We start from the raw sequence: 21,323 nt of genomic DNA, 5'->3' as shown, positions 1-21,323 counted from the left end.
CTAGGGCCGGGCGAGACGCACCGGCCCGCGTTCGCCTGACCTCGCCGGTTGCCGTGCCGGAGGCGAAGCCCTAAGTCGGAGGCATGACGCCCCGCCGACTCGGCTTCGCGCTCGTCGCGCTCGTGTTTCTCGCGGACCAGGCCCTCAAGGCCTGGATCCTGTTCGTGTTCCAGCTGCCCGAGCGGCCGCCGGTGCGCGTCTGGCCGCTGTTCGACCTCGTGATGGTCTGGAACCGCGGCATCTCCTACGGGCTCTTCCAGCAGCACGAGGACTGGGGCCAGTGGGCGCTGGTCGTGCTCTCGGTGGTCGCGGCGATCGGCCTCGGAGTGTGGCTGTGGCGGGCGTCGTCGCTGCTGGTGGCGGTGGCGCTGGGTCTGCTCATCGGCGGTGCTCTGGGCAACGCCGTCGACCGGGCCGTCTACGGGGCCGTGGCGGACTTCGTGCTGCTGTACTGGATCCCCTTCTTTCCATACGTCTTTAATCTTGCCGACTCGGCCATCGTTGCGGGCGTGGGCCTGCTTCTGTATGACTCCCTCGTCGTCGAGGGTCGCAGGCGGTCGCCCTCCGGGCCGAATCCGGATCGTCCGCCGGCCTGAATGCCTCAAAACGGCCGTGTTGGTGTGATTGCTGACGCCAGCCGCATAGACGTGGGGTCGACTGCATGGTTTCGAAGTCCCGCCTTCTCGCCGCTGCCGCCGCGCTCTCGCTGCCGATGATGATGGCCGCGCCCGCGCAGGCGCAGTTCCTCGACAGCATGCTCAACCTGTTTGGCATGAAGCCGACCGAGGAAGCCCCCGAGATCGAGTATCGGGAGCGCGCGCCGCTCGTCGTGCCGCCGAAGATGACCCTTCGCCCGCCGGAGGCCGCTCCGTCCACCAAGACGGCCGCCTGGCCGAACGACCCGGACGTGGCGCGCCGCGCCGCGGAGGCGAAGGCCGCCCGCACGCCCCGTCCCAATGCTCGCGAGTCCGACATCGGCGCCGGCAAGGTCGCCCGCCCGTCGGATCTTCCCGGCAGCCGCACCAACGCTCGCGGCACGGCGGAGGGTCCGGCGCCCGTGCATCCCGAGCGCAGCCTCGCGGAATCGGGTTGGGTGTCCCCGGACAAGCTCCAGGAGCTCGGCAAGAGCATGGGCTCCGAGCCGTCGAGCAGCCGCACGCTCGTCGCCGGCCAGGAGCCGCCGCGCCGGTATCTCACCGATCCGCCGCCCGGCCTGCGCACGCCCTCCGACAAGGGGCCGCTCACCGCAGGCAAGACACTGGTCCGTCCCGGCATGACCGATGCGGAGGAGCGCGATCCGCTGCGCACCTTCCGTCCGCGCCAGAAGGATCCGGACGAGGAATAAGCGCCCGCGTCACTGCGGACGCCGGAAAGAAGGCTGGGGGTCCTGTCGAAAGGCGGGACCCCTGTTTATATGGGGTTCATGCAGCCCGAGGCTGCAATGCCGCGCTGACAACGACCGGAGACTGCATCGCATGACCGACGTCGCCGCCCCGTCCACCGCCGCGACTGCCGCCGCGAAGCCCGAGGCCGGGCCGCAGGTCACCGACTTCAGGCTCGCCAACGGGCTCGACGTCGTGGTCATCCCCGACCACCGCACGCCCGTGGTGACGCACATGGTGTGGTACCGCAACGGTTCGGCGGACGATCCGGTCGGCAAGTCGGGCATCGCCCACTTCCTCGAGCACCTGATGTTCAAGGGCACCGAGAAGCATCCGCAGGGCGAGTTCTCCAACGTCGTCGCCGAACTCGGCGGCCAGGAGAACGCCTTCACCTCGATGGACTACACCGCCTATTTCCAGCGCGTCGCGCGCGAGCACCTCGAGACCGTGATGGGCTTCGAGGCCGACCGGATGCACGGTCTGGTGCTGACCGACGAGGTGGTGGACCCCGAGCGCGACGTGGTGCTGGAGGAGCGCCGCATGCGCACCGACACCGACCCCGCCGCCCAGCTCGGCGAGACCGTGGCCAAGACGCTGTTCACCCACCACCCCTACGGCACGCCGATCATCGGCTGGATGCACGAGATCGAGGGCCTCGGCCGGGAGGATGCGCTCGCCTACTACCGGCGCTTCTACACGCCCGAGAACGCCATCCTCGTCGTTGCCGGCGACGTGACGCCGGACGAGGTCCGCGCGCTGGCCGAGAAGACCTACGGCAAGGTCCCCGCCCGCGGCGAGGCGCCCGTGCGCTCGCGTCCGCAGGAGCCGGAGCTGCGTGCGTCGCGGCTGGTCAGCCTCGCCGATCCCAAGGTCGAGCAGCCCTCGCTGCAGAAGGCGTGGATGGTGCCCTCCTATACCACCGCCGAGCCCGGCGAGGCGGAGGCGCTGGAGGTGCTCGTGCAGGTGCTCTCCGCCCACAACACCGGCCGGCTGCACCGCCGGCTCGTCGTCGAGAAGCGGGTCGCCGTGGCGGCCGGAGGCTGGTACCAGAGCACCGCCGTCGACCGCTCCCGCCTGATGCTCTACGCCGTGCCCCGCCCCGGCGTCACGCTGGAGGCGCTCGACGCCGACCTCGTGGCGGTCGTGGCCGAGGTGGCGCGCGACGGCGTCGACGCCCGCGAACTCGACCGGGCCAAGACGCGGCTCGTCGCCGACACCATCTATGCGCAGGACAACCAGTCGTCGCTGGCCCGCATCTACGGTTCGACGCTGGCGACCGGCGGCAGCGTCGATAGCGTCGCGCGCTGGCCGCAGGACATCGAGGCGGTGACGGCCGGGCAGGTGCGCGAGGCCGCGGCCCGCTGGCTCGATTCCCGCCGTGCCGTCACCGGCTACCTGCTGAAGGACGCGGCGTGAGCCGCGTCCCCACGACGACCGTCGCCCGCCCGCCGCAGAGATCCGTCCGATGAACGCACCCGTCACCCGCGTCGACAAGAGCCACGCCTCGCGCATCCAGCGGGTGGTCTCGCCCGGCGGCATCGAGGCCTGGCTGGTGGAGGACTACACGGTGCCGCTCATGGCGCTGGAGTTCTCGGTTCCGGGTGGCTCGTCGCAGGACCCCGCCGGCAAGCCGGGCGTCGGCTACTTCCTGTCCGGCCTGCTGGACGAGGGCGCCGGCCCCTACGACTCCGCCGCCTTCCATGAGCGGCTCGACGAATACGCGATCGAGCTGCGCTTCCACGCCGACCGCGACCGCCTCTCCGGCCACCTGCGCACGCTGGTCAAGCATCGCGCCGAGGCCTTCGACATGCTGCGCCTCGCGGTGACGCAGGCACGGCTGGACGACGAGCCGCTGGAGCGCGTGCGCGCCCAGATCGAGGCCGGCATCCGCCATGAGATCAACGATCCGGACTCGATGGTCGGGCGCCTGTTCTTCGAGACGGCCTTCCCGGGCCATCCCTACGGGCGGCCGGTCCACGGCACGCTGGAGAGCCTGCCGACGATCACCCGCGAGGACCTCGTCGCCTACCGCGACCGCGTGCTCACGCGCGCCAACCTGAAGCTGGGCGTGGTCGGCGCGATCGATGCCGCGAGCCTCGGGGCCGAGCTCGACCGGACCTTCGGCGAGCTGCCGGCGGCCGGCGTGCTGCTGCCCGTTCCCGACGTGGTCGCGGAGGGGCGCGGCGAGTGCAAGGTGGTCGAACTCGACATCCCGCAGTCGTCCCTGCGCTTCGGCGCGCCGGGGCTGTCGCGCAACGATCCCGACTGGATCCCGGCCGTGGTGGTGAACCACGTGCTCGGCGGCGGCGTGTTCTCGTCCCGCCTGTTCCGCGAGGTTCGCGAGAAGCGCGGCCTCGCCTACTCGGTGTGGTCGCAGCTGGCGCCCTTCGAGCACGCGGCGCTGCACCTCGGCGGCACGTCGACGAAGAACGAGCGCGTCGCCGAGTCGCTCGCGGTGATCGAGGACGAGATCCGCTCGCTCATCGAGAAGGGGCCGGACGCGGAGGAACTCGAGAAGGCGCGCAAGTACCTGATCGGGTCCTACGCGCTGAACTTCGACACGTCGACGAAGATCGCCAGCCAGCTGGTGCGCATCCAGGTCGAGGGCCTCGGCATCGACTACATGGACCGCCGCAACGGCCTCGTGGGCGCCGTCACCGGCGAGGACACCGCGCGCACCGCGCGGCGCCTCTATGGCGACGGGCGCCTGCTGGTGGCGGTGGTCGGCAAGCCGCAGGGGCTGTGACGCCGCAGGCTTCGGCGGATTCCGGGGGAATTCTACCGTCGATTGCTGCCCCACGCGCGATTGAGGCTTAAAATGCTCCTCAACGCCGTGATTCTCCGCAGCCTCCGGACCTCCACGACATGGCCGTGCGCCGCCTCGACCCCGTCCTCGTGGACCGCATCGCGGCGGGCGAGGTCGTGGAGCGTCCCGCATCGGCCGTCAAGGAACTGGTCGAGAACGCGCTGGATGCCGGGGCGCGCCGTGTCGAGGTCGTCATCGAGGGCGGCGGGCGGCGGCTGATCCGCGTCGTCGACGACGGCTCGGGCATGGACGCGGCGGACCTCGACCTCGCGGTCGAACGCCACGCCACCTCCAAGATCCCGGACGGCGACCTCTTCGCCATCGACACGCTCGGCTTCCGCGGCGAGGCGCTGCCGTCGATCGGCGCGGTCGCCCGCCTCACCATCGCGACCCGGCGCGCGGGCGCCGACCATGGCCTCTCGATCCTCGTCGACGCGGGCCTCAAGCATCCGGTGCGCCCCGCTGCGGTGGGGCCCGGAACGCGCGTCGAGATCGCCGACCTGTTCTTCGCCACGCCGGCGCGGCTCAAGTTCCTGAAGACCGACCGTGCCGAGGCGCAGGCGGTGGCGGACGTGGTCCGGCGCCTCGCCATGGCGCACCCCGGCGTGCGCTTCACGCTGGCGGGGGAGGGGGCGCCGTCCCTCGACTACCCGGCCGTGCCGGGCGAGGGGGCCGACGCGCTGGCGGGTCGCCTGTCGCAGGTGCTGGGCCGCGAGTTCGTGACGAATGCCGTGCCGGTCGACGCGACACGGGAGGACGTCGCGCTGGGCGGCCTTGCCGGCCTGCCCACCTATCACCGGCCCACCGCGGCGGCGGTGCATCTCTTCGTCAACGGCCGCCCGGTGCGCGACAAGGTGCTGCTCGGCGCGGTGAAGGCGGCCTATGCCGACGTCGTGCCGGCGGGCCGGCATCCGGCCGTGGCGCTATTCGTCACGTGCCCGGCGCGGGCCGTGGACGTCAATGTGCACCCCGGCAAGAGCGAGGTCCGGTTCCGCGACCCGGGGCTGGTCCGAGGGCTGGTGGTCGGCGCGCTGAAGGACGCGGTCGGCGCCGCCGGGCACCGGGCCGCCAACACGGTTTCCGCCCGGACGCTCGAGGCGCTGCGGCCAGGCTCGCCTCCGCCCGCGCAGCAGGGCGCGTGGTCCGGCGGGTCCCGTCGGCCGCTGGACTGGGACTGGCGATCCTCGCCCGCCGCACCCGAGGAGCCGCGCCGCGCCCAGGCCGGCTTCGCGGAGGCGGCGCAGGTTGCCTTCGCCGCGCTCGCGGCGCCGTCCGCCGACGCCCGCGCCGGCCAGCCGGAGGCCGCCCCCGAACTGCTGGACCGTCCGCTCGGGGCGGCGCGGGCGCAGGTGCACGATACCTACATCGTGGCGCAGACCCGCGACGGCGTCGTCATCGTCGACCAGCACGCCGCGCACGAACGCCTCGTCTACGAGCGCCTGAAGCGCGAGCGGGAGGGCCGGGGCATCGCCCGCCAGGGGCTGCTCATCCCCGTCGTGGTGGACCTCGACCCTGTCGAGGCCGAGCGCCTGGTCGACCGGGCGTCCCTGCTCGCCGACCTCGGCCTCGTGGTGGAGCCCTTCGGGCCGGGCGCGGTTGCGGTGACGCAGGTGCCGGCGGCGCTGTCGGCGGGCGCCGACGTGGCGGGGCTGGTCCGGGACCTCGCCGAGAGCTTCGAGGAGTGGGGCAGCGCGCTGGCGCTGGAGAAGCGCCTCGACCACGTGCTGGCGACGGTCGCATGCCACCACTCCATCCGCGCCGGGCGGCGGATGCGGCCCGACGAGATGAACGCGCTGCTGCGGGAGATGGAGGCGACGCCGCTTTCAGGCCAGTGCAACCACGGCCGGCCGACCTATGTGGAGCTGAAGCTCACCGACATCGAGCGCCTGTTCGGCCGGCGCTGACGCACGATCATCCGGGCGGGGAGGCGACGAAGCCGCCGCGTCACGGAAGGCGTGCGAAGAGCACCTTCGTGTCGCCGTAGGTGCGCTCCTCCAGCGTCTCCAGCGGCGCAGGCAGCGCAAGGGCCGCGTCGGCGGCCTCCTCCACGACGACCAGCGCGCCGGGCGCCAGCCATCCGCCCGCGATGGCGGATGCGAGCGCCGTCGGCGCGAGGTCGCGCCCGTAGGGCGGGTCGCAGAATACCAGCGAGAACGGCGCGTTGGGGTGGGCGGGGCCGAGGCGCGTGGCGTCGCGGCGGAACACCTTGGTGATGCCGGCCACGCCCAGCGCGTCGACGTTCGCGCGCACGAGGCCGCGGCCCTCGGTCGAATCGTCGACGAAGAGCGCGTAGGCGGCGCCGCGCGACAGCGCCTCCAGACCCAGCGCACCCGTGCCGGCGAAGAGGTCGAGCACGCGCGCCCCCTCGACGGGGTCGTCGTAGGCGTGGGCCAGCACGTTGAACAGCGTCTCGCGCAGGCGGTCCGACGTGGGGCGGACCGCCATGCTCTTCGGGCCGGTGAGGGACCGGCCGCGGAACCGCCCGCCGACGATCCGCATCGCGGCGCTCAGTCGTCGCGCCGCGGGCGCCGCGGCCCGCCGGACCCGCCGGGCCTGCCGCCGCCGGGACGCCCGCCGCCCGGCTTGCCGCCGAACGGCCGGCCGCCGCCGGGCTTGCTCCCGAAGGATTTGCTCCCGAAGGATTTGCCCCCGAAGGATTTGCCGCCCGAAGGCTTGTCTCCAAACGACCTGCCGCGGGGCCGGTCGCCCTCGGGCCTGTCGCCGCGCGGGCGCTCGCTGCGCTCGCCGCCGAAGCGGCCGCCGGGCTTGCCGCGGTAGGGGCGGTCCCCGACGGAGCCTCCGCGGGCAGGCCGGTCGCCGTCGCGGTCGCGGCGCGGGCCGTCGCCCGTCGGACGGGACGGACGGCGCGGACGCTCGTCGCCCTCGTCCCAGGCCGAGCGGCGGGGCCGCTGCTCGTCGGGTGCCTGCTCACGGTTGAAGTCGTCGCGGCGGGCGCGCACGGGCTTGTCCTCGCGGACCTGCGCGGCCGGGTCGCGCGCCACGCGCTCGACCAGCACGGTCTTGCCGCTGCGGCTCTGCACCTTGCCAGTGCGCACGTGCTCGCGCTCGCCGCTCTCGGCGCGCGCCGCCTTGGGGTCGGCGCCGCGCCGCGGCAGCTTGCGGCCCGTGCCGGCTGCCGCCTCGGGCTCCTCGGCACGCCACACGCTGCGGGCCGGATCGAGCGGGCTGCGGCGCGCCGGGCGCTTCGGCGCCTCGGGAGCCTCGGCCGGACGGGCCTCGTCCTCGTCGCGGAACCGCGCGCCGCGGCGGGGCCGCTCGTCGCCGTCCCGGTCGCGCCACGGGCGCTCGTCACCGTCTCGGTCGCGCCGGGGGCGCTCCGGCCGCTCGCCGCGGGCGGCCTCGCGCTCGCGCTTCTGCGGCCGGTCCTCGCGCTTCTTCGGGCGGAAGTCGTCCTCCTCGTAGACGAAGACCGGTGCCTCGAAGTCGACGCCCGCCTGGGCGGCGAGGTCGGGGCCGAGCTGGTCGGCGAGGATGCGGGTCGACACCTCCTCGACGGAGCCCTCCGGCAGGTCGCCGAGCTGGAACGGGCCGAAAGAGAGCCGGATGAGCCGGTTCACCTGCAGGCCGAGGTGCTCGAGGATGCGCTTCACCTCGCGGTTCTTGCCTTCGCGCAGGCCGAGCGTGATCCACACGTTGTCGCCCTGCTCGCGGTCGACCTCCGCCTCGACGGGGCCGTAGTGCATGCCGTCGATGGTGACGCCGCCGGCCAGCGCATCGAGGTCCGCCTGCGTCACCTCGCCATAGGCGCGCACGCGGTAGCGCCGCAGCCAGCCCGTCTCCGGCAGCTCGATGACCCGGGAGAGCCCGCCGTCGTTGGTGAGCAGCAGCAGGCCCTCGGTGTTGATGTCGAGCCGGCCGATCGTGACCACGCGCGGCAGGCCCGGCGGCAGCGAGCCGAACACCGTCGGCCGCCCCTCGGGGTCGCGCGCCGTCGTCACCAGCCCGCGCGGCTTGTGGTAGAGGAACAGCCGCGTGCGCTCGCGCGTCGGCAGCGGCTGGCCGTCGACGGTGATGCGGTCCTTCGCGGTGACGTCGAGCGCCGGGCTCGCCAGCACCTCGCCGTTGACGGTGACCCGCCCCGCCTCGATCCACGCTTCGGCGTCGCGGCGCGAGCAGAGCCCCGCCCGCGCGATCACCTTGGCGATGCGCTCGGCATACTCCTTCTTCGGACGCTCGCCTGCCGGCGCGCTGGCGGACCGCTGCCGGTCCTCCCGGCGCGGACGGAAGCCGCGTCCCTCGCCCTCGTCCCGGCGGGGCCGGAACGGCCGGTCGCCGCCCTCGTCACGACGACCGCGGAAGGGACGGTCACCGTCCTCGCGGCGCGGGCGGGCGGGACGGCTGTCCCCCTCCTCGCGGCGGGGGCGGAAGGTCCGCTCGCCACCGGCGGCATCGTCCCGGCGCGGCCGGAACGGGCGGTCGCCCTCCTCGCGACGCGGGCGGGCAGGACGGCTGTCCCCCTCCTCGCGGCGCGGGCGGAAGCTGCTCTCGCCACCGGCGGCATCGTCCCGGCGCGGCCGGAACGGGCGGTCGCCCTCCTCGCGGCGCGGGCGGGCAGGACGGCTGTCCCCCTCCTCGCGGCGGGGGCGGAAGGTCCGCTCGCCACCGGCGGCATCGTCCCGGCGCGGCCGGAACGGGCGGTCGCCCTCCTCGCGGCGCGGGCGGGCGGGACGGTTGTCCCCCTCCTCGCGGCGGGGGCGGAAGGTCCGCTCGCCACCGGCGGCATCGTCGCGGCGCGGCCGGAACGGGCGGGCGCCCTCCTCGCGCCGCGGGCGCGGCGGGCGGCTGTCCCCCTCCTCGCGGCGGGGGCGGAAGCTGCGCTCGCCACCGGCGGCATCGTCCCGGCGCGGCCGGAACGGGCGGTCACCATCCTCGCGACGCGGGCGCGGCGGGCGACTGTCCCCCTCCTCGCGGCGCGGGCGGAAGCTGCGCTCGCCACCGGCGGCATCGTCGCGGCGCGGCCGGAACGGGCGGTCGCCCTCCTCGCGCCGCGGGCGCGGCGGGCGGCTGTCCCCCTCCTCGCGGCGGCTGCGAGCGGGACGTTCGTCGTCGCTGCGGCGCGGGCGCGCAGCCCGCTCGTCGTCGCGGCGCGGGCGGCGCTCGCCCTCGTCCCGGGCGGGGCCGGGCGGTCCGCGACGCGGACCGCGGTTCTGCGGCGGCCGGCCCTTGAAGCCGCCGCCACCCTTTTTCGTCTTGTCGCTCATGCCGCGCTGATAGCAGAGTGCGACCCGTCTTGCGAGCGAAGGACGGGCGAATTCCGGCATGGCAGCAGCGCAGTCGCGGATCGACGCCATGGCGGAGGCCTTGCAGGAGGCCGAGGCGGCGGCCCGGCGGGGGGAGGTTCCCATCGGCGCCGTCGTCGTCAAGGACGGCGCCGTCGTCGCGCGGGCCGGCAACAGGACGCTCGAGGACCGCGACCCGACGGCCCACGCCGAGATCCTCGCCATCCGGGCCGCCTGCGGGGCGCTTGGCACGGAGCGGCTCGTCGGCTGCGACCTCGTGGTGACGCTGGAACCCTGCCCGATGTGCGCGGCGGCGATCTCCTTCGCCCGCATCCGGCGGCTCTACTTCGGCGCGTACGACCCCAAGGGCGGCGCGGTGGAGAACGGCGTGCGCCTCTATGCCTCGCCCACCTGCCACCACGCGCCGGAGGTCTATGGCGGCATCCGCGAGACGGAGGCCGGCGCGATGCTGCGCGGGTTCTTCCGCGAGCGGCGCTGAGTCAGGGCGCCTCGCTCACATTGCCCAGCGCCGCCTCGAGGTCGCGCTTCAGGGCGTCCTTGCAGGTCTCCGCCGCGGCGAGGATCTCCTTCGCGTGGAAGAAATCGAGCACGTGGTGCCCGCCGACCTGCGGCCGGACGAGGATGTCGGGCGCCCGTGACTTGAGCTTCTGCGCCACGATGGCCCCCTGCATGATCTGCGCGGCGCCGATCATGGCCTGGAAGGGCTCCGGCGTCTTCGCCTCGGCGTCGACCTGCCCGCCGCTGACGTCGACCGCGATCGTCACGGCGCCCGCCGGGCCGTCGGCGAGGCGGTCGAAGGGGAGGGGATTGACCACCCCGCCGTCGATGAAGACGCGCCCGATCGCCGTCACCGGCTTGATCAGGCCGGGGATGGCCATCGACGCCGCGACGCCGGTGACCAGCGGCCCGCTGTCGAAGACGGCCTCGTCGCGGGCGTGATAGTCCGTCGCGACCGCGCAGAAGGGGATGCCGAGGTCCTCGAACAGGTCCGGCACCGTCTCCGGCCAGAACAGGTCGAGCACCTTCTCCCCGTCGAGCAGCACCGGATTGGCGCCGAAGCCGCGCGACAGGATGTCGGTGATGCGCCCGACGCGCGCCTGCAGCACCAGCGCCATGACGCGCGCCCGGTCCTTCAGGCGCTCCAGCGCGTAGCGGCGCATCTCGGCGCCGGGAACGCCCGCCGCATAGGCCGCCCCGACGACCGCACCCATCGAGGTGCCGACGATGCGCGCCGGCCGGACGCCGAGCTCGTCGAGCGCCTCGATGACGACGATGTGGGCGAGCCCGCGGGCGCCGCCGCCGCCGAGCGCGAGGGCGACGGGGCGGGGAGGAGCAGGCGGAGGAGCGTGTCGGCGGTGCGGCATCGGCGCACTCTACAGCATCGCGGCCGCGCCGCAGCCGCTCATGGCGCGGGACGCCGCAGCACGGCCTCGATGGCCAGCGCCAGGACCCCGGCGACGAGCCCCCAGAAGGCCGACCCCACGCCGAAGAACGTCACGCCCGACGCCGTCACGGCGAGCGTCAGCACGGCGGCGAAGCGCTGCTTCTCGTCGGCCATCGCCGCCGCGAGCGAGCCGAGCAGCGGCGTCATCAGGGCGAGACCGGCCACGGTCCGGATCAGGTCGACCGGCAGCGCGGCGAACAGCGCCACGAGGAAGCCGGAGAGCAGCGCGAAGACGAGGTAGACCGCACCGTAGACGACGCCCGCCGGCCAGCGCGACGCCTTGTCGGGATGGGTGTCCGGCCCCGTCACCAGCGCCGCGGTGATGGCCGCCATGTTGCTGGTGTGCGCGCCCATGAGCCCGGTCAGCAGCGAGGCACCGCCTGTCACCGCCAGCGCCGCGCGAACCGGCGGCGCGTAGCCCGCGGCGCGCAGCACCGCGAAGCCCGGCAGGTTCTGGGAGGCCATGGTGACGAGGAAGAGCGGCACGCCGAGGCCCAGCGCCACGCCCGCGTCGAAGCGCGGCGGGATGAAGACGGCCGTGGGCCAGATCCACCCCGGCAGCGGGCCGACGAGGCCCAGTCCCGCCGACAGCGCGACGCCAGCCGCGAGCACGATCAGCACGGCGAAGGCGGGGCTCGCGATCCGCAGGATGAGGAAGAGCCCGATCAGCGGCAGCACGAGCAGCGGCGCGGTGGTGGCGCTGTCGAAGGCCGGCAGCACGAAGCGCAGGAGCACGCCGGCCAGCATCGCGGAGGCCACCGAGGCGGGGATGCGGGCGACGGCGTCGCCCAGGGGCTTCACGCCGGCGGTGAGCACGATCAGCGCGCCCGCGACCATGAACGCGCCGACGGCGGCCTCCATGCCCGGCGGTGTCGTCGTCGCCGCGATCAGCACGGCCCCCGGCGTCGACCATGCCGTCACCATGGGCATCCGGTGGCGCCAGCTGAGAAGCGCGCTCGTGCCGGCCATGGCGAGGCACAGGCCGGTGACCCAGGAGGCCGTCTGCGCGGCGTCTGCGCCTGCACCCTTGGCGGCCGCGAGCACGACGGCGAGCGTCCCGCCGAAGCCGACGAGGGCCGCGACCAGCGGCGACGTGACGAGGGAGGCGCGCATCGCGGTCGCGGGGTCCCGTTCTCAGGCCTTGGCGCCGAGGAAGGGCAGGAGGAGCGCCAGCGTCGCCTCCGGGTTCTCCTCGGGCAGGAAGTGCCCACTGTCGACACCGGCCCCTTCCGCCTGCGGCGCGAAGGTGCTGCGCCACGCGTCGAGCGGGCTGGAGCTTGCGGCTGGGATGCCCGCGTTGCCCCAGACCGCCAGCATCGGCGACAGGATCCTGCGGCCGGCGTCGCGGTCCGCCTGGTCGAGCAGGAGGTCGACGGTGGCGCCGGCGCGGTAGTCCTCGCACAACGCGTGGATGCGGTCCGGGTTGTTGAAGAACGCGTGGTAGTGCGCCATCGCCCGCCGGTCGAACTTTTCCAGCGTGCGCGTGCCGCTCCAACTGGCGAGCTTCTGGTCCTGCCAGTAGAGCGCCGCGCCGCCGATGAGCGTTTCCGGCATCGGCGCCGGCTGGGCGAGGAAGGTCCAGTGGTAGACCTGCATGGCGCGCTTGGCGTTCATGCCCTCCCACATCGTGAGGGTGGGCATGATGTCGAGCACGGCGAGCCGGTCGACGCGGCCGGGATGGTCGAGGGCCAGGCGGTAGGCGACACGCGCCCCCCGGTCATGGCCGACGCAGTGGAACCGGACGTGGCCCAGCGTTTCCATCACCGTGACGACGTCGCGGCTCATGGCCCGCTTGGAGTAGGTCTCGTGCGCCGGGTCGCCGGGCGGCGCCGAGGACCAGCCGTAGCCGCGCAGGTCCATGGCCACCACGGTGAAGTGGCGCGCCAGCGCCGGCGCCATCCTGTGCCACATCACGTGCGTCTGCGGGAAGCCGTGCAGCAGCACGACGGGCGGCCCCGACCCGCCGACGCGGGCGAAGGCCTTGCCCACCTCGGTGGGGATCCAGCGGCTCTCGAAGCCGGGGAACAGGTCGGCGAGATCGTCGGACATGACACGCTCCGCTGAGGGGACGGGGGCGGCAGGATAGCGTGCCGGCCGCTCAGCCGTCTCGCCCGGCGGCGCGCCAGCCGATGTCGCGGCGGCAGAACCCGCCGGGCCAGTCGATCCGGTCCACGGCCTCGTAGGCGCGGGCCTTGGCGGCGGCGATGGTGGGGGCGAGCGCCGTGACCGCGAGCACGCGCCCGCCGTTCGCCACGATCCGGCCGTCCGGCTCCGCCCGGGTGCCGGCGTGGAACACCGTCACGCCTTCCAGTTGCGCCGCCGTGTCTATGCCGCGGATTGGCGTCCCCGTCTCGGGCTTCCCTGGATAGCCGCGCGCGGCGAGCACCACCGTCAGAGCCGCCTCCTCGCGCCATGCCGGGGACGCGGAGGCCAGGGTGCCGTCGATGGTCGCCTCGATCAGGTCGACGATGTCGCTCCGCAGGCGGGGCATCAGCACCTCGCACTCGGGGTCGCCGAAGCGCACGTTGTACTCGATGAGCTTCGGCCCCTCGGCGGTGATCATCAGCCCGGCGAACAGCACGCCCTTGAACGGCGTGCCCCGCGCCTTCATGGCGGCGACGCTGGGGCGGATGATTTCCGCCATCACCCGCTCGGCCATCGCCGGGGTGACCACCGGGGCGGGGGAATAGGCGCCCATGCCGCCGGTGTTGGGACCGGTGTCGCCGTCGCCGACGCGCTTGTGGTCCTGCGCCGAGGCGAGGGGCAGGGCCGTCTCGCCGTCGACGAGCGCGAAGAACGAGGCCTCCTCGCCCACGAGGCACTCCTCGATCACCACCTCCGCGCCGGCCGCGCCGAGGCCGCCGCCGAACATCATGTCGATGGCCTCGACCGCCTCCTCGACCGTCGCGGCGACGACGACGCCCTTGCCGGCGGCAAGCCCGTCCGCCTTGACGACGATGGGAGCGCCGCGCTCGCGCACATAGGAACGTGCCGGCTCGGCCGCCGTGAAGCGGGCATAGGCGGCGGTGGGCACCTTCGCCTCGTCGCACAGCGCCTTGGTGAAGGCCTTGGAGCCCTCCAGCTGCGCCGCGGCGCGCGTGGGCCCGAAGGTGCGGATGCCGGCGGCCGCGAGGTCGTCGACGATGCCGGCGACGAGCGGTGTCTCGGGGCCGACGACGACGAGGCCGATGCCCATGGTACGGCAGAAGGCGACGACGGCCGCGTGGTCCGCCACGTCGAGGACGACGTTGGTGCCGAGCGCCGCGGTGCCGGGATTGCCTGGCGCCGTGAACAGCGCCGTGCAGCGCGGGCTGCGCGCCAGCGCCATCGCCAGCGCGTGCTCGCGCCCGCCGGAGCCGATCAGCAGGATCTTCATGGCCGTCCCTCTCGCGTCGCCGGAGACTGTCTAGAACATGCCAGGCGGCCGGGGAAACCGGCTTTTCCGCAATGCAGCGCCCCCGCCGGGGAAAACGCCCGTCCGCGGGGCCGGGCTGGCACGGTCGGCGCCGCGTGGTAGACATCGGGCATGTCCGATCCGGTCCCGAACGTCCCCGAATGGTCCGTCTCCGAGCTCTCCGGCGCGCTCAAGCGCACGCTGGAGGACGCCTACGGCCATGTCCGCGTCCGCGGTGAACTTGGCGGGGTGAAGGTCCACACCTCCGGGCACATCTATCTCGACCTCAAGGACGAGCGTGCCTGCCTCGCCGGCGTCATCTGGAAGGGCACGGCATCCCGCCTGCGCGTGAAGCCCGAGACGGGCATGGAGGTGATCGCGACCGGCAAGATCACCACCTTCGCCGGCCAGTCGAAGTACCAGCTCGTCATCGACACGCTGGAGCCGGCTGGCGTCGGCGCGCTGCTCGCCCAGCTGGAGGAGCGCCGCAGGCGGCTGGCCGCCGAGGGACTGTTCGACGCCGCCCGCAAGCAGCCGCTGCCCTACCTCCCGCAGGTCATCGGCGTCGTGACCTCGCCGACCGGCGCGGTGATTCGCGACATCCTGCATCGCCTCGCGGACCGCTTCCCGCGCCGCGTGCTGGTGTGGCCGGTGCGCGTGCAGGGCGACACGTGCGCCCCCGAGGTCGCCGCCGCCATCCGCGGCTTCAACGCGCTGCCGCCCGGCGGGCCCATGCCGCGCCCCGACCTCATCATCGTCGCCCGGGGCGGTGGCTCGCTGGAGGACCTGTGGGGGTTCAACGACGAGCGCGTGGTGCGGGCAGCGGCGGAGAGCGACATTCCGCTGATCTCCGCCGTCGGGCACGAGACCGACACGACGCTCATCGACTTCGCGTCCGACCGCCGCGCGCCGACGCCCACCGGCGCGGCCGAGATCGCGGTGCCGGTGCGCGCCGACCTGATGGCGCAGGTCGCCGACCTTGCCCGGCGCCATGACGGAGCCGTCCGGCGCCTGCTCGACCGCCGGCGCACCGAGCTGCGCGGTGCCGCCCGCGCTTTGCCCCGGCCCGACGACCTGCTGGCGCCGGCCCGTCAGCGGCTGGACCTCGCCGGCGGACGGCTGACGAACGCGCTGGTGCTGAACTCCCGCAAGCACGAGGGCCGGCTCGCCGACCTCGGCCGGCGCCTTGCCCGCCTGTCGCCGCAGGCCCGCCTCGCGGGGTTCCGGGCGCGACTCGACGGGCTGGGTGACCGGCTGCGCGCGGCCCATCTCGCCACCGCCCGGGCCGAGGCCCTGCGCCTCGCCCAGCGGCGTGACCGCCTGTCCGCGCTGGGCGAACGGGCCCGCCGGGCGCTGGCCGCGACGCTCGACCGTCGCCGGGACCGGCTCGCCAACGTGTGGCAGCTGGCGGAGAGCTACAGCTACCACGGCGTGCTGGCGCGCGGCTTCGCGCTCGTGCGCGATGCCGACGGACAGCCGCTGCGCAGCGCCGCCGCCGCCCCCGACGGCACGGTGCTGGACATCGAGTTCCATGACGGCCGCGTGCGTGCGACGGCCGGGGATGCTACGCCACGGCCGCGTCCGGCCCGGACGAAGGGCGATCCGCCCGCCGGAGGCAGCCAGGGCAGCCTCTTCGGTTGATCCATGGCGCGGGCGCAGCGTCTCCTCGACCTGATCGACGCCCTGCGCCGCCACCGCCGCCCCGTTCCCGGCCGCGTCCTCGCGGATGAACTCGGCGTCTCGCTGCGCACGCTCTTTCGCGATATCGACGCGCTCGCCGCGCAGGGCGCGCCCATCGACGGCGAGGCGGGCGTCGGCTTCGTCCTGCGCCCGGGCTGGCTCCTGCCCCCGCTGACCTTCCGGCCCGACGAGATCGAGGCCCTCGTGCTGGGCACCCGATGGGTGGCCGAGAACGGCGATCCGCGCCTCGCCACCGCCGCCCGTTCCGCGCTGGCCCGCATCGAGGCCGTGCTGCCGCATGGCGGGGAGGGGATCGAGGACAGCGGCCTGATCGTGGGGCCGACGGCCGCGGTTCCGGCGGAGGCCGACCTTGCGGTGCTGCGCGACGCGATCCGGGCCGAAACCAAGCTGCGGCTGGTCTACGACGACGGCGGCAAGCGGACGGAGCGCGTGGTGTGGCCCGTGTCGCTCGCCTTCTTCGAGCGCGTGCGGGTCCTTGCCGCCTGGTGCGAACTGCGCGGCGACTGGCGCCACTTCCGCACGGACCGGATGGTCAAAGTGACGCCGCTTGCCGAGCGCCTGCCCCGGCGCCGGCGCGCCCTGGTGAAGGAGTGGCGGCGCAGTGCCGGACTTCCCGACCCCGTCTCGTGACTGCTGACAGGAGCTGTCAGCAGGGGAGGGCGATGGTGATGCCGGGCCGCGGTCGCGGCCTGACCCACCTGAGGAGACACCGCCATGGGCGCCACTGCCAGCATCAACCCCGTCACCCCCTCCCGCCGGTCGACGGTGGCCGTCTGGTTCGAGCTGCCGGCCGCCGACTTCGAGCGCGCGGTGTCCTTCTACGAGGCCCTGTTCGGCACGACGCTGAACCGCGAGACCATCGGCCCGAACCGCATGGCCGTCTTCCCCTACGAGCGCGAGCGCGGCATTTCCGGCTGCGTCATGGCCGGGCCGGGGCTCGCGCCGGCAGACCAGGGCGCGCTGGTGTACCTCAACGCGGACGGCGCCCTGCCCGACATGCTCGCACGGGTTGAAAAGCTTGGCGGACGCGTCGCCGGACCGGTGATCGAGTTGCCGGAGGGCATGGGCCGCTTCGTCCACATCGTCGACACGGAGGGCAACCGAGTGGGGCTCCACGCCGTGGTGTGAACGAGCCGTCAGCGCGCGAGGAAGGCCGGGACGCGGGTCAGCGCCTCGGCCCGCGCCGCCGTGTTGGTCCCCGAGAACACGTCCATGGTGCGGTTGGCCACGATGACGCCGCGCATGACCATCACCGGCCGGTCGGGCCAGTCGAAGTCGTGGTGGGCGCCTGGGAACACCGTGATGCTGGCGTCCGCCCCCGCCGCCCTGGCCTTGTTCACCACCTGCTCGCAGTAGCGGGCGGGTGTCCACTCGTCGAGCTGGCCGGCCAGCACGAGCAGCGGCATGCGCGGCCGGTAGGGTCGCTCGGAGATGGTCCGGCAGCCGGGATAGAGAAGGACGGCGCGCGCGAAGTCCTCGCCGATCACGCGGAAGCCTCGCCCCGGACGGGCCGTGCGCTCGTTGCGGATGGCATAGAGGCCCGTGGTGCCGCCGTTCGACCATCCCATGAGCGACACGGCGGAGCCCTTCACGAAGGACTGGTCCTGCAGCCAGCGGCGTGCCGCGTGGGCGTCGTCGCGCCGCTCCACGGACGCGCGTGCCTTGCGCTCCCGCGAGCGGCACTGCGGCCCGAGCCCGCGCGATCCGAAGCTGTCGGGCAGCAGCACCACAAAACCCTGGGCAGCGAGACGCTCGCCCCAGTCGGCCTCGCGGCGGCTGACCTGCCCGTCACGCCCGAAGAGCCCGGCGCAGCCGTGCAGGGCGACCACTGCCGGGAAGGGACCCTCGCCGTCGGGCCGGTACATCACCGCGGCCAGCGTCACCCCGTTGGCCGGCACCTTGACGCGCACGGGGTCGCGCGCCGCCGCGCTGCCGCAGGCCACCGCGACCCCGGCGAGGGCGAGGCTGCCGAGCTTGACGAGGCGCTTCAAATCCATGAGGTGTGACAGGCCTTGGAGGAACGGCTCCGGCAGTCTAGAAGCAGATGTGGCAACTGCTTGTTCAGCCAAAGCAGGTCCGCTCTTCGGAGTTGAAATTGATGAACCGGTTCGATCGCCGCCCCATGGTCCAGGGCGAAGCGGTTCTTGAGTATCTCGACGGGGATTTCCGGATCGTCAAGCCCGGGGCCTTCGTGCGTTGCGGGGTGACCCGAGAGGTGATCCCGCTCGACGAGCTGCGCTACTGGAGCGTCGACCTGCAGGAACCCTACGTCTCCCGCGAGGCCGTCCTGCAGCGCATGGGCGCAGTGCCGCGCCCCCGTAGCTGAGCCCCGTCTCAACGCAGAGTTGCGAGCAGGCCTGCCAGCCCATCACCGACCGGGCGCAGCGTGACCGGAAGCACGTGGAGCCGGCCCACAAGGGCTGCCCGTTCGTCGGGGTCAAGCCGCGCGAGGTCCTTCTTTGTCGTCACGGCGAGGAGCCCGGCCGCCTCGGACCGCGCCACCAGGGCCGTCGCCTCGCCCTGCGCGAAGGCATAATGGTCTGCGAACTCAAGGGCTTCAACGACGTCTGCCCCGCAGGCGCGGAGCGTGTCGAAGAACCGCGCCGGGTGGCCGATGCCGGCGAAGGCGAGCACGCGCCGGCCCCGCAGGCGGGCCGCGGCGGCGTCGTCCGGCACCAGGGCCGCGCGCAGCACGGGGATGCCGGCCCCCGTCGCCAGCGCCGCCACCTCGTCCCCCGCCGCCCCTTGTCCGACGACCAGCACGGCGTCCACATGCCGCCACTGCGTTGCAATCGGAGCGCGCAGCGGACCGGCAGGGATGCAGCGGCCGTTGCCGATGCCGCGCGGGGCGTCGACGACGGCGATGGACAGGTCCTTGGCGAGCGAAGGGTTCTGCAGCCCGTCGTCCATCACAATCACGTCACCCAGCCGCGCGGCGAGCCTCGCGCCCGCCACGCGGTCGGGCGAGACGACCGTCGGCGCGGCGGCGGCGAGCAGCAGGGGCTCGTCCCCGCACAGGTCCGCCCGGTGTCGTGACGGGTCCACGAGCAGGGCGTCCGGGGCGGAGCCGCCGTAGCCGCGGCTGAGGAACACGGGGCGGCGCCCGGCGTCCGCGAGGAGCCGGGCCACGGCGAGGGCCGTCGGCGTCTTGCCGGCGCCTCCGGCGATCAGGTTGCCGATGCAGACGACAGGCACCTCCGCCCGTGTCCCGGCACGGTCCATGCGGCGCCCTGCGACGAAGCCCCAGGCCCATCCCGCGGGAGCCAGCAGCGCCGAGGCGACCGACCCGTGCTCCCACCAGAAGGACGGGGCCCTCATCCCCGGTCCCCGAGGCGCATGTGGAGCAGGAAGGGCTCGACCGCCAGCAGGGTCCGGTCGACGGCGCCGCCCAGCTGCTCCACGGTCTCCGAGGCCTTGCGCGCCATGGCCCTCAGGCGCGGCGTGTCGGCGAGCAGCCGCCCCAGCGCGTTGGCGAGCCCCTGTGCATCCGCGACCGCCAGCGACCCTCCGTCCCGGTCCAGCGCCGCGAACACTTCCGTGAAGTTGTGGACGTGCGGCCCGTGCAGGATCGCGGCCCCGAGCTTGCCCGGCTCGATGGGATTCTGGCCGCCGTGCGGCACCAGCGACCCGCCCATGAACACGACCGGTGCGATGCGGTAGAAGAGCCCCAGCTCGCCCATAGTGTCGGCGACGTAGACGTCCGTCGCCCCGTCCGGCTCGAGCCCGCGCGAGCGCTGGGCCACGCGCAGCCCCGCCTCCTGCGCGATGGCGGCGACGTCGGCGCCGCGCTGCGGATGCCGCGGCGCGATGATCGTCAGCAGCCCCGGGAAGTGCTTGGCGATCGCCTCGTGCACGGCGACGATCTGCTCTTCCTCTCCCGGGTGGGTCGAGGCGGCCACCCAGACCGGGCGGCCGCTCACGAGGCCGCTCAGCCCGGACACCCGCAGCGAATCGGCGGGCGGGGCGGGGGCATCGAACTTGAGGTTGCCGATGACGCCGACGCGCGGCGCGCCGAGCTGCGACAGCCGGTCGGCGTCCTCGCGGGTCTGGGCGAGGCAGAGGTCGAAGCGCCCCAGCAGCGCCGAGATCATCGGCAGCAGGCGCTGCCAGCGCTTGAAGCTCCGCTCCGACATGCGCGCGTTGACGAGCACAAGCGGGATGCCGCGCCGGTCCGTCTCCACGATCATGTTCGGCCAGAGCTCGGACTCGGCGATCAGCGCGATGTCGGGGCGCCAGTGCGACAGGAAGCGCTTCACGTAGCGCGGCACGTCGACCGGCACGAACTGGTGGAAGGCACCCGGCGGCAGGCGGCGCTCGACCAGCCGCGCCGAGGTCACGGTTCCCGACGTGACGAGGACCGCCAGGCCTTTCTGGGTCAGCCGCTCGGCGATGGGGAGCAGGGAGAGCGTCTCGCCCACGCTCGCCCCGTGCAGCCAGGCGAGCCGCCCGGCGGGCCGTCGTTGCGTCGCCTCGCCGCGCCGCTCCCCGAGGCGCGTGCGCTCCTCCTTGCCGCGGCTGGCCCGGCGGTTGAGCAGCAGCGCGGTGAACGGGCCGAGCAGCGTCGAGGCCGCCCGGTAGAGCCGCAGCGTGAAGGGCAGGCGGTCGCTCATGCGGCCTCTCGCCTCAGGACGGCGCCGGGATCACGCGAGCCGATGCGGGCATAGGCCCTGGCGTGGACCTCGTCGAGGCCCGTCTGGACGGCTATCCTCGCCGATTCGAGGGCGGCGTCGTCGGCGTCGCGCGGCACGAGCACCGGTTCGCCCGCGGCGACCACCAGCGTCGAGAACGGCAGGCCGATCGTCGTCCTGTCCCAGTTGGACAGCGTGAGCCGCCGGCTCGTGACCACCGTCACCGGCACGATGGGGCGCCCCGACAGGCGCGCCAGGGTAACGATGCCGAGGCCCGCGACCCGTGCCGTCTTCGGTACGTCCGCCGTCAGCGTGACGCTGTCGCCGCCCTCCAGCGCGCGCAGCATCTCGCGCAGGCCGTAGACGCCGCCGCGCCTGTGCATCTTGGAGGGCGCGCCGCCCGAGGCGCGGATCGGGCGGATGCCGAAGCTGTCGCAGGCGGCGGCGTTGATGCCGCCGTCGCCATGGCGCGAGATGAGCACGGCGTAGCGGTCCTGCGGGCGCTTGCCGAGCGGGATCATGAAGTGCTGGCCATGCCACAGGGCGCAGATGAACGGCTTGAGGGGATCGAGCCGCTGGAACAGGTCCGGCGGGTCCAGGACGACCCTGCTCGTGCGGCCCACCACCCGCAGGTAGCCTGCCAGCATGCGGCCGAGGGCCGCCTGCACGGGCGCGGACCGTCCGATCCCCTTGAGCATGCGCCCGTG

20 protein-coding genes are annotated in these 21,323 nt (G+C 73.9%); 10 read left to right on the top strand and 10 right to left on the bottom strand.

Going from position 1 to position 21,323, the window contains the following annotated elements; all coding sequences use genetic code 11:
- The first annotated feature begins 83 nt into the window (after nucleotides 1-83).
- The 5 genes from lspA to mutL all read left to right on the top strand — a co-directional run bounded on the left by lspA (nucleotide 84) and on the right by mutL (nucleotide 6,092).
- Nucleotides 84-596 carry a signal peptidase II gene (gene lspA, locus ACX9GQ_RS08690; RefSeq protein WP_459629123.1) on the top strand — a complete coding sequence of 171 codons (513 nt, stop codon included), beginning with the start codon at nucleotides 84-86 and terminating at the stop codon, nucleotides 594-596.
- 65 nt (nucleotides 597-661) lie between these two features.
- On the top strand, nucleotides 662-1,345 hold the full coding sequence (locus tag ACX9GQ_RS08685; RefSeq protein WP_459629122.1) for a hypothetical protein: 684 nt from the start codon (nucleotides 662-664) through the stop codon (nucleotides 1,343-1,345).
- Between the two features lie 130 nt (nucleotides 1,346-1,475).
- Nucleotides 1,476-2,798: a M16 family metallopeptidase gene (locus tag ACX9GQ_RS08680; RefSeq protein ID WP_459629121.1), complete on the top strand. Its 1,323-nt coding sequence runs from the start codon at nucleotides 1,476-1,478 to the stop codon at nucleotides 2,796-2,798.
- Nucleotides 2,799-2,847: 49 nt separating this feature from the next.
- On the top strand, nucleotides 2,848-4,128 hold the full coding sequence (locus ACX9GQ_RS08675; RefSeq protein ID WP_459629120.1) for a M16 family metallopeptidase: 1,281 nt from the start codon (nucleotides 2,848-2,850) through the stop codon (nucleotides 4,126-4,128).
- A gap of 119 nt (nucleotides 4,129-4,247) precedes the next feature.
- Nucleotides 4,248-6,092, top strand: coding sequence for a DNA mismatch repair endonuclease MutL (gene mutL / locus ACX9GQ_RS08670; protein WP_459629119.1), 1,845 nt, complete (start codon nucleotides 4,248-4,250; stop codon nucleotides 6,090-6,092).
- A gap of 40 nt (nucleotides 6,093-6,132) precedes the next feature.
- Here mutL and rsmD read toward each other — a convergent pair whose 3' ends face one another.
- Both rsmD and ACX9GQ_RS08660 read right to left on the bottom strand, forming a co-directional pair.
- Nucleotides 6,133-6,687 carry a 16S rRNA (guanine(966)-N(2))-methyltransferase RsmD gene (gene rsmD, locus ACX9GQ_RS08665; RefSeq protein WP_459629118.1) on the bottom strand — a complete coding sequence of 185 codons (555 nt, stop codon included), beginning with the start codon at nucleotides 6,685-6,687 and terminating at the stop codon, nucleotides 6,133-6,135.
- Nucleotides 6,688-6,695: 8 nt separating this feature from the next.
- Nucleotides 6,696-9,410 (bottom strand): pseudouridine synthase, encoded by a 2,715-nt coding sequence (locus tag ACX9GQ_RS08660; protein ID WP_459629117.1) that lies wholly within the window; start codon nucleotides 9,408-9,410, stop codon nucleotides 6,696-6,698.
- Between the two features lie 58 nt (nucleotides 9,411-9,468).
- Here ACX9GQ_RS08660 and ACX9GQ_RS08655 point away from each other — a divergent pair, with 58 nt between their 5' ends.
- Nucleotides 9,469-9,927 (top strand): nucleoside deaminase, encoded by a 459-nt coding sequence (locus tag ACX9GQ_RS08655; RefSeq protein ID WP_459629116.1) that lies wholly within the window; start codon nucleotides 9,469-9,471, stop codon nucleotides 9,925-9,927.
- Nucleotide 9,928: 1 nt separating this feature from the next.
- On the opposite strand, the gene ACX9GQ_RS08650 is transcribed toward ACX9GQ_RS08655, so the two are convergent.
- Genes ACX9GQ_RS08650 through purD form a run of 4 tightly spaced genes read right to left on the bottom strand, consistent with a single transcriptional unit; the run spans nucleotide 9,929 to nucleotide 14,269 of the window.
- A complete protein-coding gene (locus ACX9GQ_RS08650; RefSeq protein WP_459629115.1) occupies nucleotides 9,929-10,813 on the bottom strand; it encodes a patatin-like phospholipase family protein in 885 nt (294 codons plus the stop codon).
- Between the two features lie 38 nt (nucleotides 10,814-10,851).
- Nucleotides 10,852-12,006, bottom strand: coding sequence for a benzoate/H(+) symporter BenE family transporter (locus ACX9GQ_RS08645; protein WP_459629114.1), 1,155 nt, complete (start codon nucleotides 12,004-12,006; stop codon nucleotides 10,852-10,854).
- A gap of 21 nt (nucleotides 12,007-12,027) precedes the next feature.
- Nucleotides 12,028-12,942, bottom strand: a complete 915-nt coding sequence (locus ACX9GQ_RS08640) for an alpha/beta fold hydrolase (protein ID WP_459629113.1) — start codon at nucleotides 12,940-12,942, stop codon at nucleotides 12,028-12,030.
- 49 nt (nucleotides 12,943-12,991) lie between these two features.
- Nucleotides 12,992-14,269, bottom strand: coding sequence for a phosphoribosylamine--glycine ligase (purD, locus tag ACX9GQ_RS08635; protein ID WP_459629112.1), 1,278 nt, complete (start codon nucleotides 14,267-14,269; stop codon nucleotides 12,992-12,994).
- Nucleotides 14,270-14,419: 150 nt separating this feature from the next.
- Between purD and xseA the strand changes: the two genes are divergently transcribed.
- The 3 genes from xseA (at nucleotide 14,420) to ACX9GQ_RS08620 (ending at nucleotide 17,116) form a co-directional block, all read left to right on the top strand.
- Nucleotides 14,420-15,928 (top strand): exodeoxyribonuclease VII large subunit, encoded by a 1,509-nt coding sequence (gene xseA, locus ACX9GQ_RS08630; protein WP_459629111.1) that lies wholly within the window; start codon nucleotides 14,420-14,422, stop codon nucleotides 15,926-15,928.
- Nucleotides 15,929-15,931: 3 nt separating this feature from the next.
- The gene (locus ACX9GQ_RS08625) at nucleotides 15,932-16,618 is read left to right on the top strand and encodes a helix-turn-helix transcriptional regulator (protein ID WP_459629110.1); all 687 of its coding nucleotides are present in this window, start codon (nucleotides 15,932-15,934) and stop codon (nucleotides 16,616-16,618) included.
- A gap of 84 nt (nucleotides 16,619-16,702) precedes the next feature.
- A complete protein-coding gene (locus ACX9GQ_RS08620; RefSeq protein ID WP_459629109.1) occupies nucleotides 16,703-17,116 on the top strand; it encodes a VOC family protein in 414 nt (137 codons plus the stop codon).
- Between the two features lie 8 nt (nucleotides 17,117-17,124).
- Here the strand turns inward: ACX9GQ_RS08620 and ACX9GQ_RS08615 are convergent, their stop codons facing one another.
- The gene (locus tag ACX9GQ_RS08615; protein WP_459629108.1) at nucleotides 17,125-17,985 is read right to left on the bottom strand and encodes a dienelactone hydrolase family protein; all 861 of its coding nucleotides are present in this window, start codon (nucleotides 17,983-17,985) and stop codon (nucleotides 17,125-17,127) included.
- Between the two features lie 101 nt (nucleotides 17,986-18,086).
- Here ACX9GQ_RS08615 and ACX9GQ_RS08610 point away from each other — a divergent pair, with 101 nt between their 5' ends.
- Nucleotides 18,087-18,314 (top strand): DUF2093 domain-containing protein, encoded by a 228-nt coding sequence (locus ACX9GQ_RS08610; protein ID WP_459629107.1) that lies wholly within the window; start codon nucleotides 18,087-18,089, stop codon nucleotides 18,312-18,314.
- A gap of 8 nt (nucleotides 18,315-18,322) precedes the next feature.
- On the opposite strand, the gene lpxK is transcribed toward ACX9GQ_RS08610, so the two are convergent.
- From lpxK to ACX9GQ_RS08595, 3 genes are read right to left on the bottom strand one after another with little or no spacing between them, the layout of a single operon-like run.
- Entirely contained in the window at nucleotides 18,323-19,306 is a 984-nt protein-coding gene (lpxK, locus tag ACX9GQ_RS08605) for a tetraacyldisaccharide 4'-kinase (protein ID WP_459629106.1), read from the bottom strand.
- Nucleotides 19,303-20,598 carry a 3-deoxy-D-manno-octulosonic acid transferase gene (locus ACX9GQ_RS08600; RefSeq protein ID WP_459629105.1) on the bottom strand — a complete coding sequence of 432 codons (1,296 nt, stop codon included), beginning with the start codon at nucleotides 20,596-20,598 and terminating at the stop codon, nucleotides 19,303-19,305. Before ACX9GQ_RS08600 ends, lpxK begins: the two co-directional genes overlap by 4 nt.
- Complete coding sequence (locus ACX9GQ_RS08595; protein WP_459629104.1) at nucleotides 20,595-21,314, bottom strand: lysophospholipid acyltransferase family protein; 720 nt, start codon at nucleotides 21,312-21,314, stop codon at nucleotides 20,595-20,597. Before ACX9GQ_RS08595 ends, ACX9GQ_RS08600 begins: the two co-directional genes overlap by 4 nt.
- Between the last annotated feature and the right edge of the window lie 9 nt (nucleotides 21,315-21,323).

Source organism: Alsobacter sp. R-9, assembly GCF_054612375.1.
The sequence above is the reverse complement of the archived record's forward strand: the minus strand, read 5'-3'. Positions and strand labels throughout refer to the sequence as shown.

Coding starts and splice junctions, on each gene's coding strand:
- ACX9GQ_RS08685 (WP_459629122.1), top strand. CDS start 662: ATGGTTTCGAAGTCCCGCCTTCTCGCCGCTGCCGCCGCGCTCTCGCTG.
- ACX9GQ_RS08595 (WP_459629104.1), bottom strand. CDS start 21,314: ATGCTCAAGGGGATCGGACGGTCCGCGCCCGTGCAGGCGGCCCTCGGC.
- rsmD (WP_459629118.1), bottom strand. CDS start 6,687: ATGCGGATCGTCGGCGGGCGGTTCCGCGGCCGGTCCCTCACCGGCCCG.
- ACX9GQ_RS08600 (WP_459629105.1), bottom strand. CDS start 20,598: ATGAGCGACCGCCTGCCCTTCACGCTGCGGCTCTACCGGGCGGCCTCG.
- lspA (WP_459629123.1), top strand. CDS start 84: ATGACGCCCCGCCGACTCGGCTTCGCGCTCGTCGCGCTCGTGTTTCTC.
- ACX9GQ_RS08625 (WP_459629110.1), top strand. CDS start 15,932: ATGGCGCGGGCGCAGCGTCTCCTCGACCTGATCGACGCCCTGCGCCGC.
- ACX9GQ_RS08660 (WP_459629117.1), bottom strand. CDS start 9,410: ATGAGCGACAAGACGAAAAAGGGTGGCGGCGGCTTCAAGGGCCGGCCG.
- ACX9GQ_RS08650 (WP_459629115.1), bottom strand. CDS start 10,813: ATGCCGCACCGCCGACACGCTCCTCCGCCTGCTCCTCCCCGCCCCGTC.
- ACX9GQ_RS08610 (WP_459629107.1), top strand. CDS start 18,087: ATGAACCGGTTCGATCGCCGCCCCATGGTCCAGGGCGAAGCGGTTCTT.
- ACX9GQ_RS08655 (WP_459629116.1), top strand. CDS start 9,469: ATGGCAGCAGCGCAGTCGCGGATCGACGCCATGGCGGAGGCCTTGCAG.
- ACX9GQ_RS08680 (WP_459629121.1), top strand. CDS start 1,476: ATGACCGACGTCGCCGCCCCGTCCACCGCCGCGACTGCCGCCGCGAAG.
- purD (WP_459629112.1), bottom strand. CDS start 14,269: ATGAAGATCCTGCTGATCGGCTCCGGCGGGCGCGAGCACGCGCTGGCG.
- ACX9GQ_RS08640 (WP_459629113.1), bottom strand. CDS start 12,942: ATGTCCGACGATCTCGCCGACCTGTTCCCCGGCTTCGAGAGCCGCTGG.
- xseA (WP_459629111.1), top strand. CDS start 14,420: ATGTCCGATCCGGTCCCGAACGTCCCCGAATGGTCCGTCTCCGAGCTC.
- ACX9GQ_RS08675 (WP_459629120.1), top strand. CDS start 2,848: ATGAACGCACCCGTCACCCGCGTCGACAAGAGCCACGCCTCGCGCATC.
- ACX9GQ_RS08645 (WP_459629114.1), bottom strand. CDS start 12,006: ATGCGCGCCTCCCTCGTCACGTCGCCGCTGGTCGCGGCCCTCGTCGGC.
- ACX9GQ_RS08620 (WP_459629109.1), top strand. CDS start 16,703: ATGGGCGCCACTGCCAGCATCAACCCCGTCACCCCCTCCCGCCGGTCG.
- lpxK (WP_459629106.1), bottom strand. CDS start 19,306: ATGAGGGCCCCGTCCTTCTGGTGGGAGCACGGGTCGGTCGCCTCGGCG.
- ACX9GQ_RS08615 (WP_459629108.1), bottom strand. CDS start 17,985: ATGGATTTGAAGCGCCTCGTCAAGCTCGGCAGCCTCGCCCTCGCCGGG.
- mutL (WP_459629119.1), top strand. CDS start 4,248: ATGGCCGTGCGCCGCCTCGACCCCGTCCTCGTGGACCGCATCGCGGCG.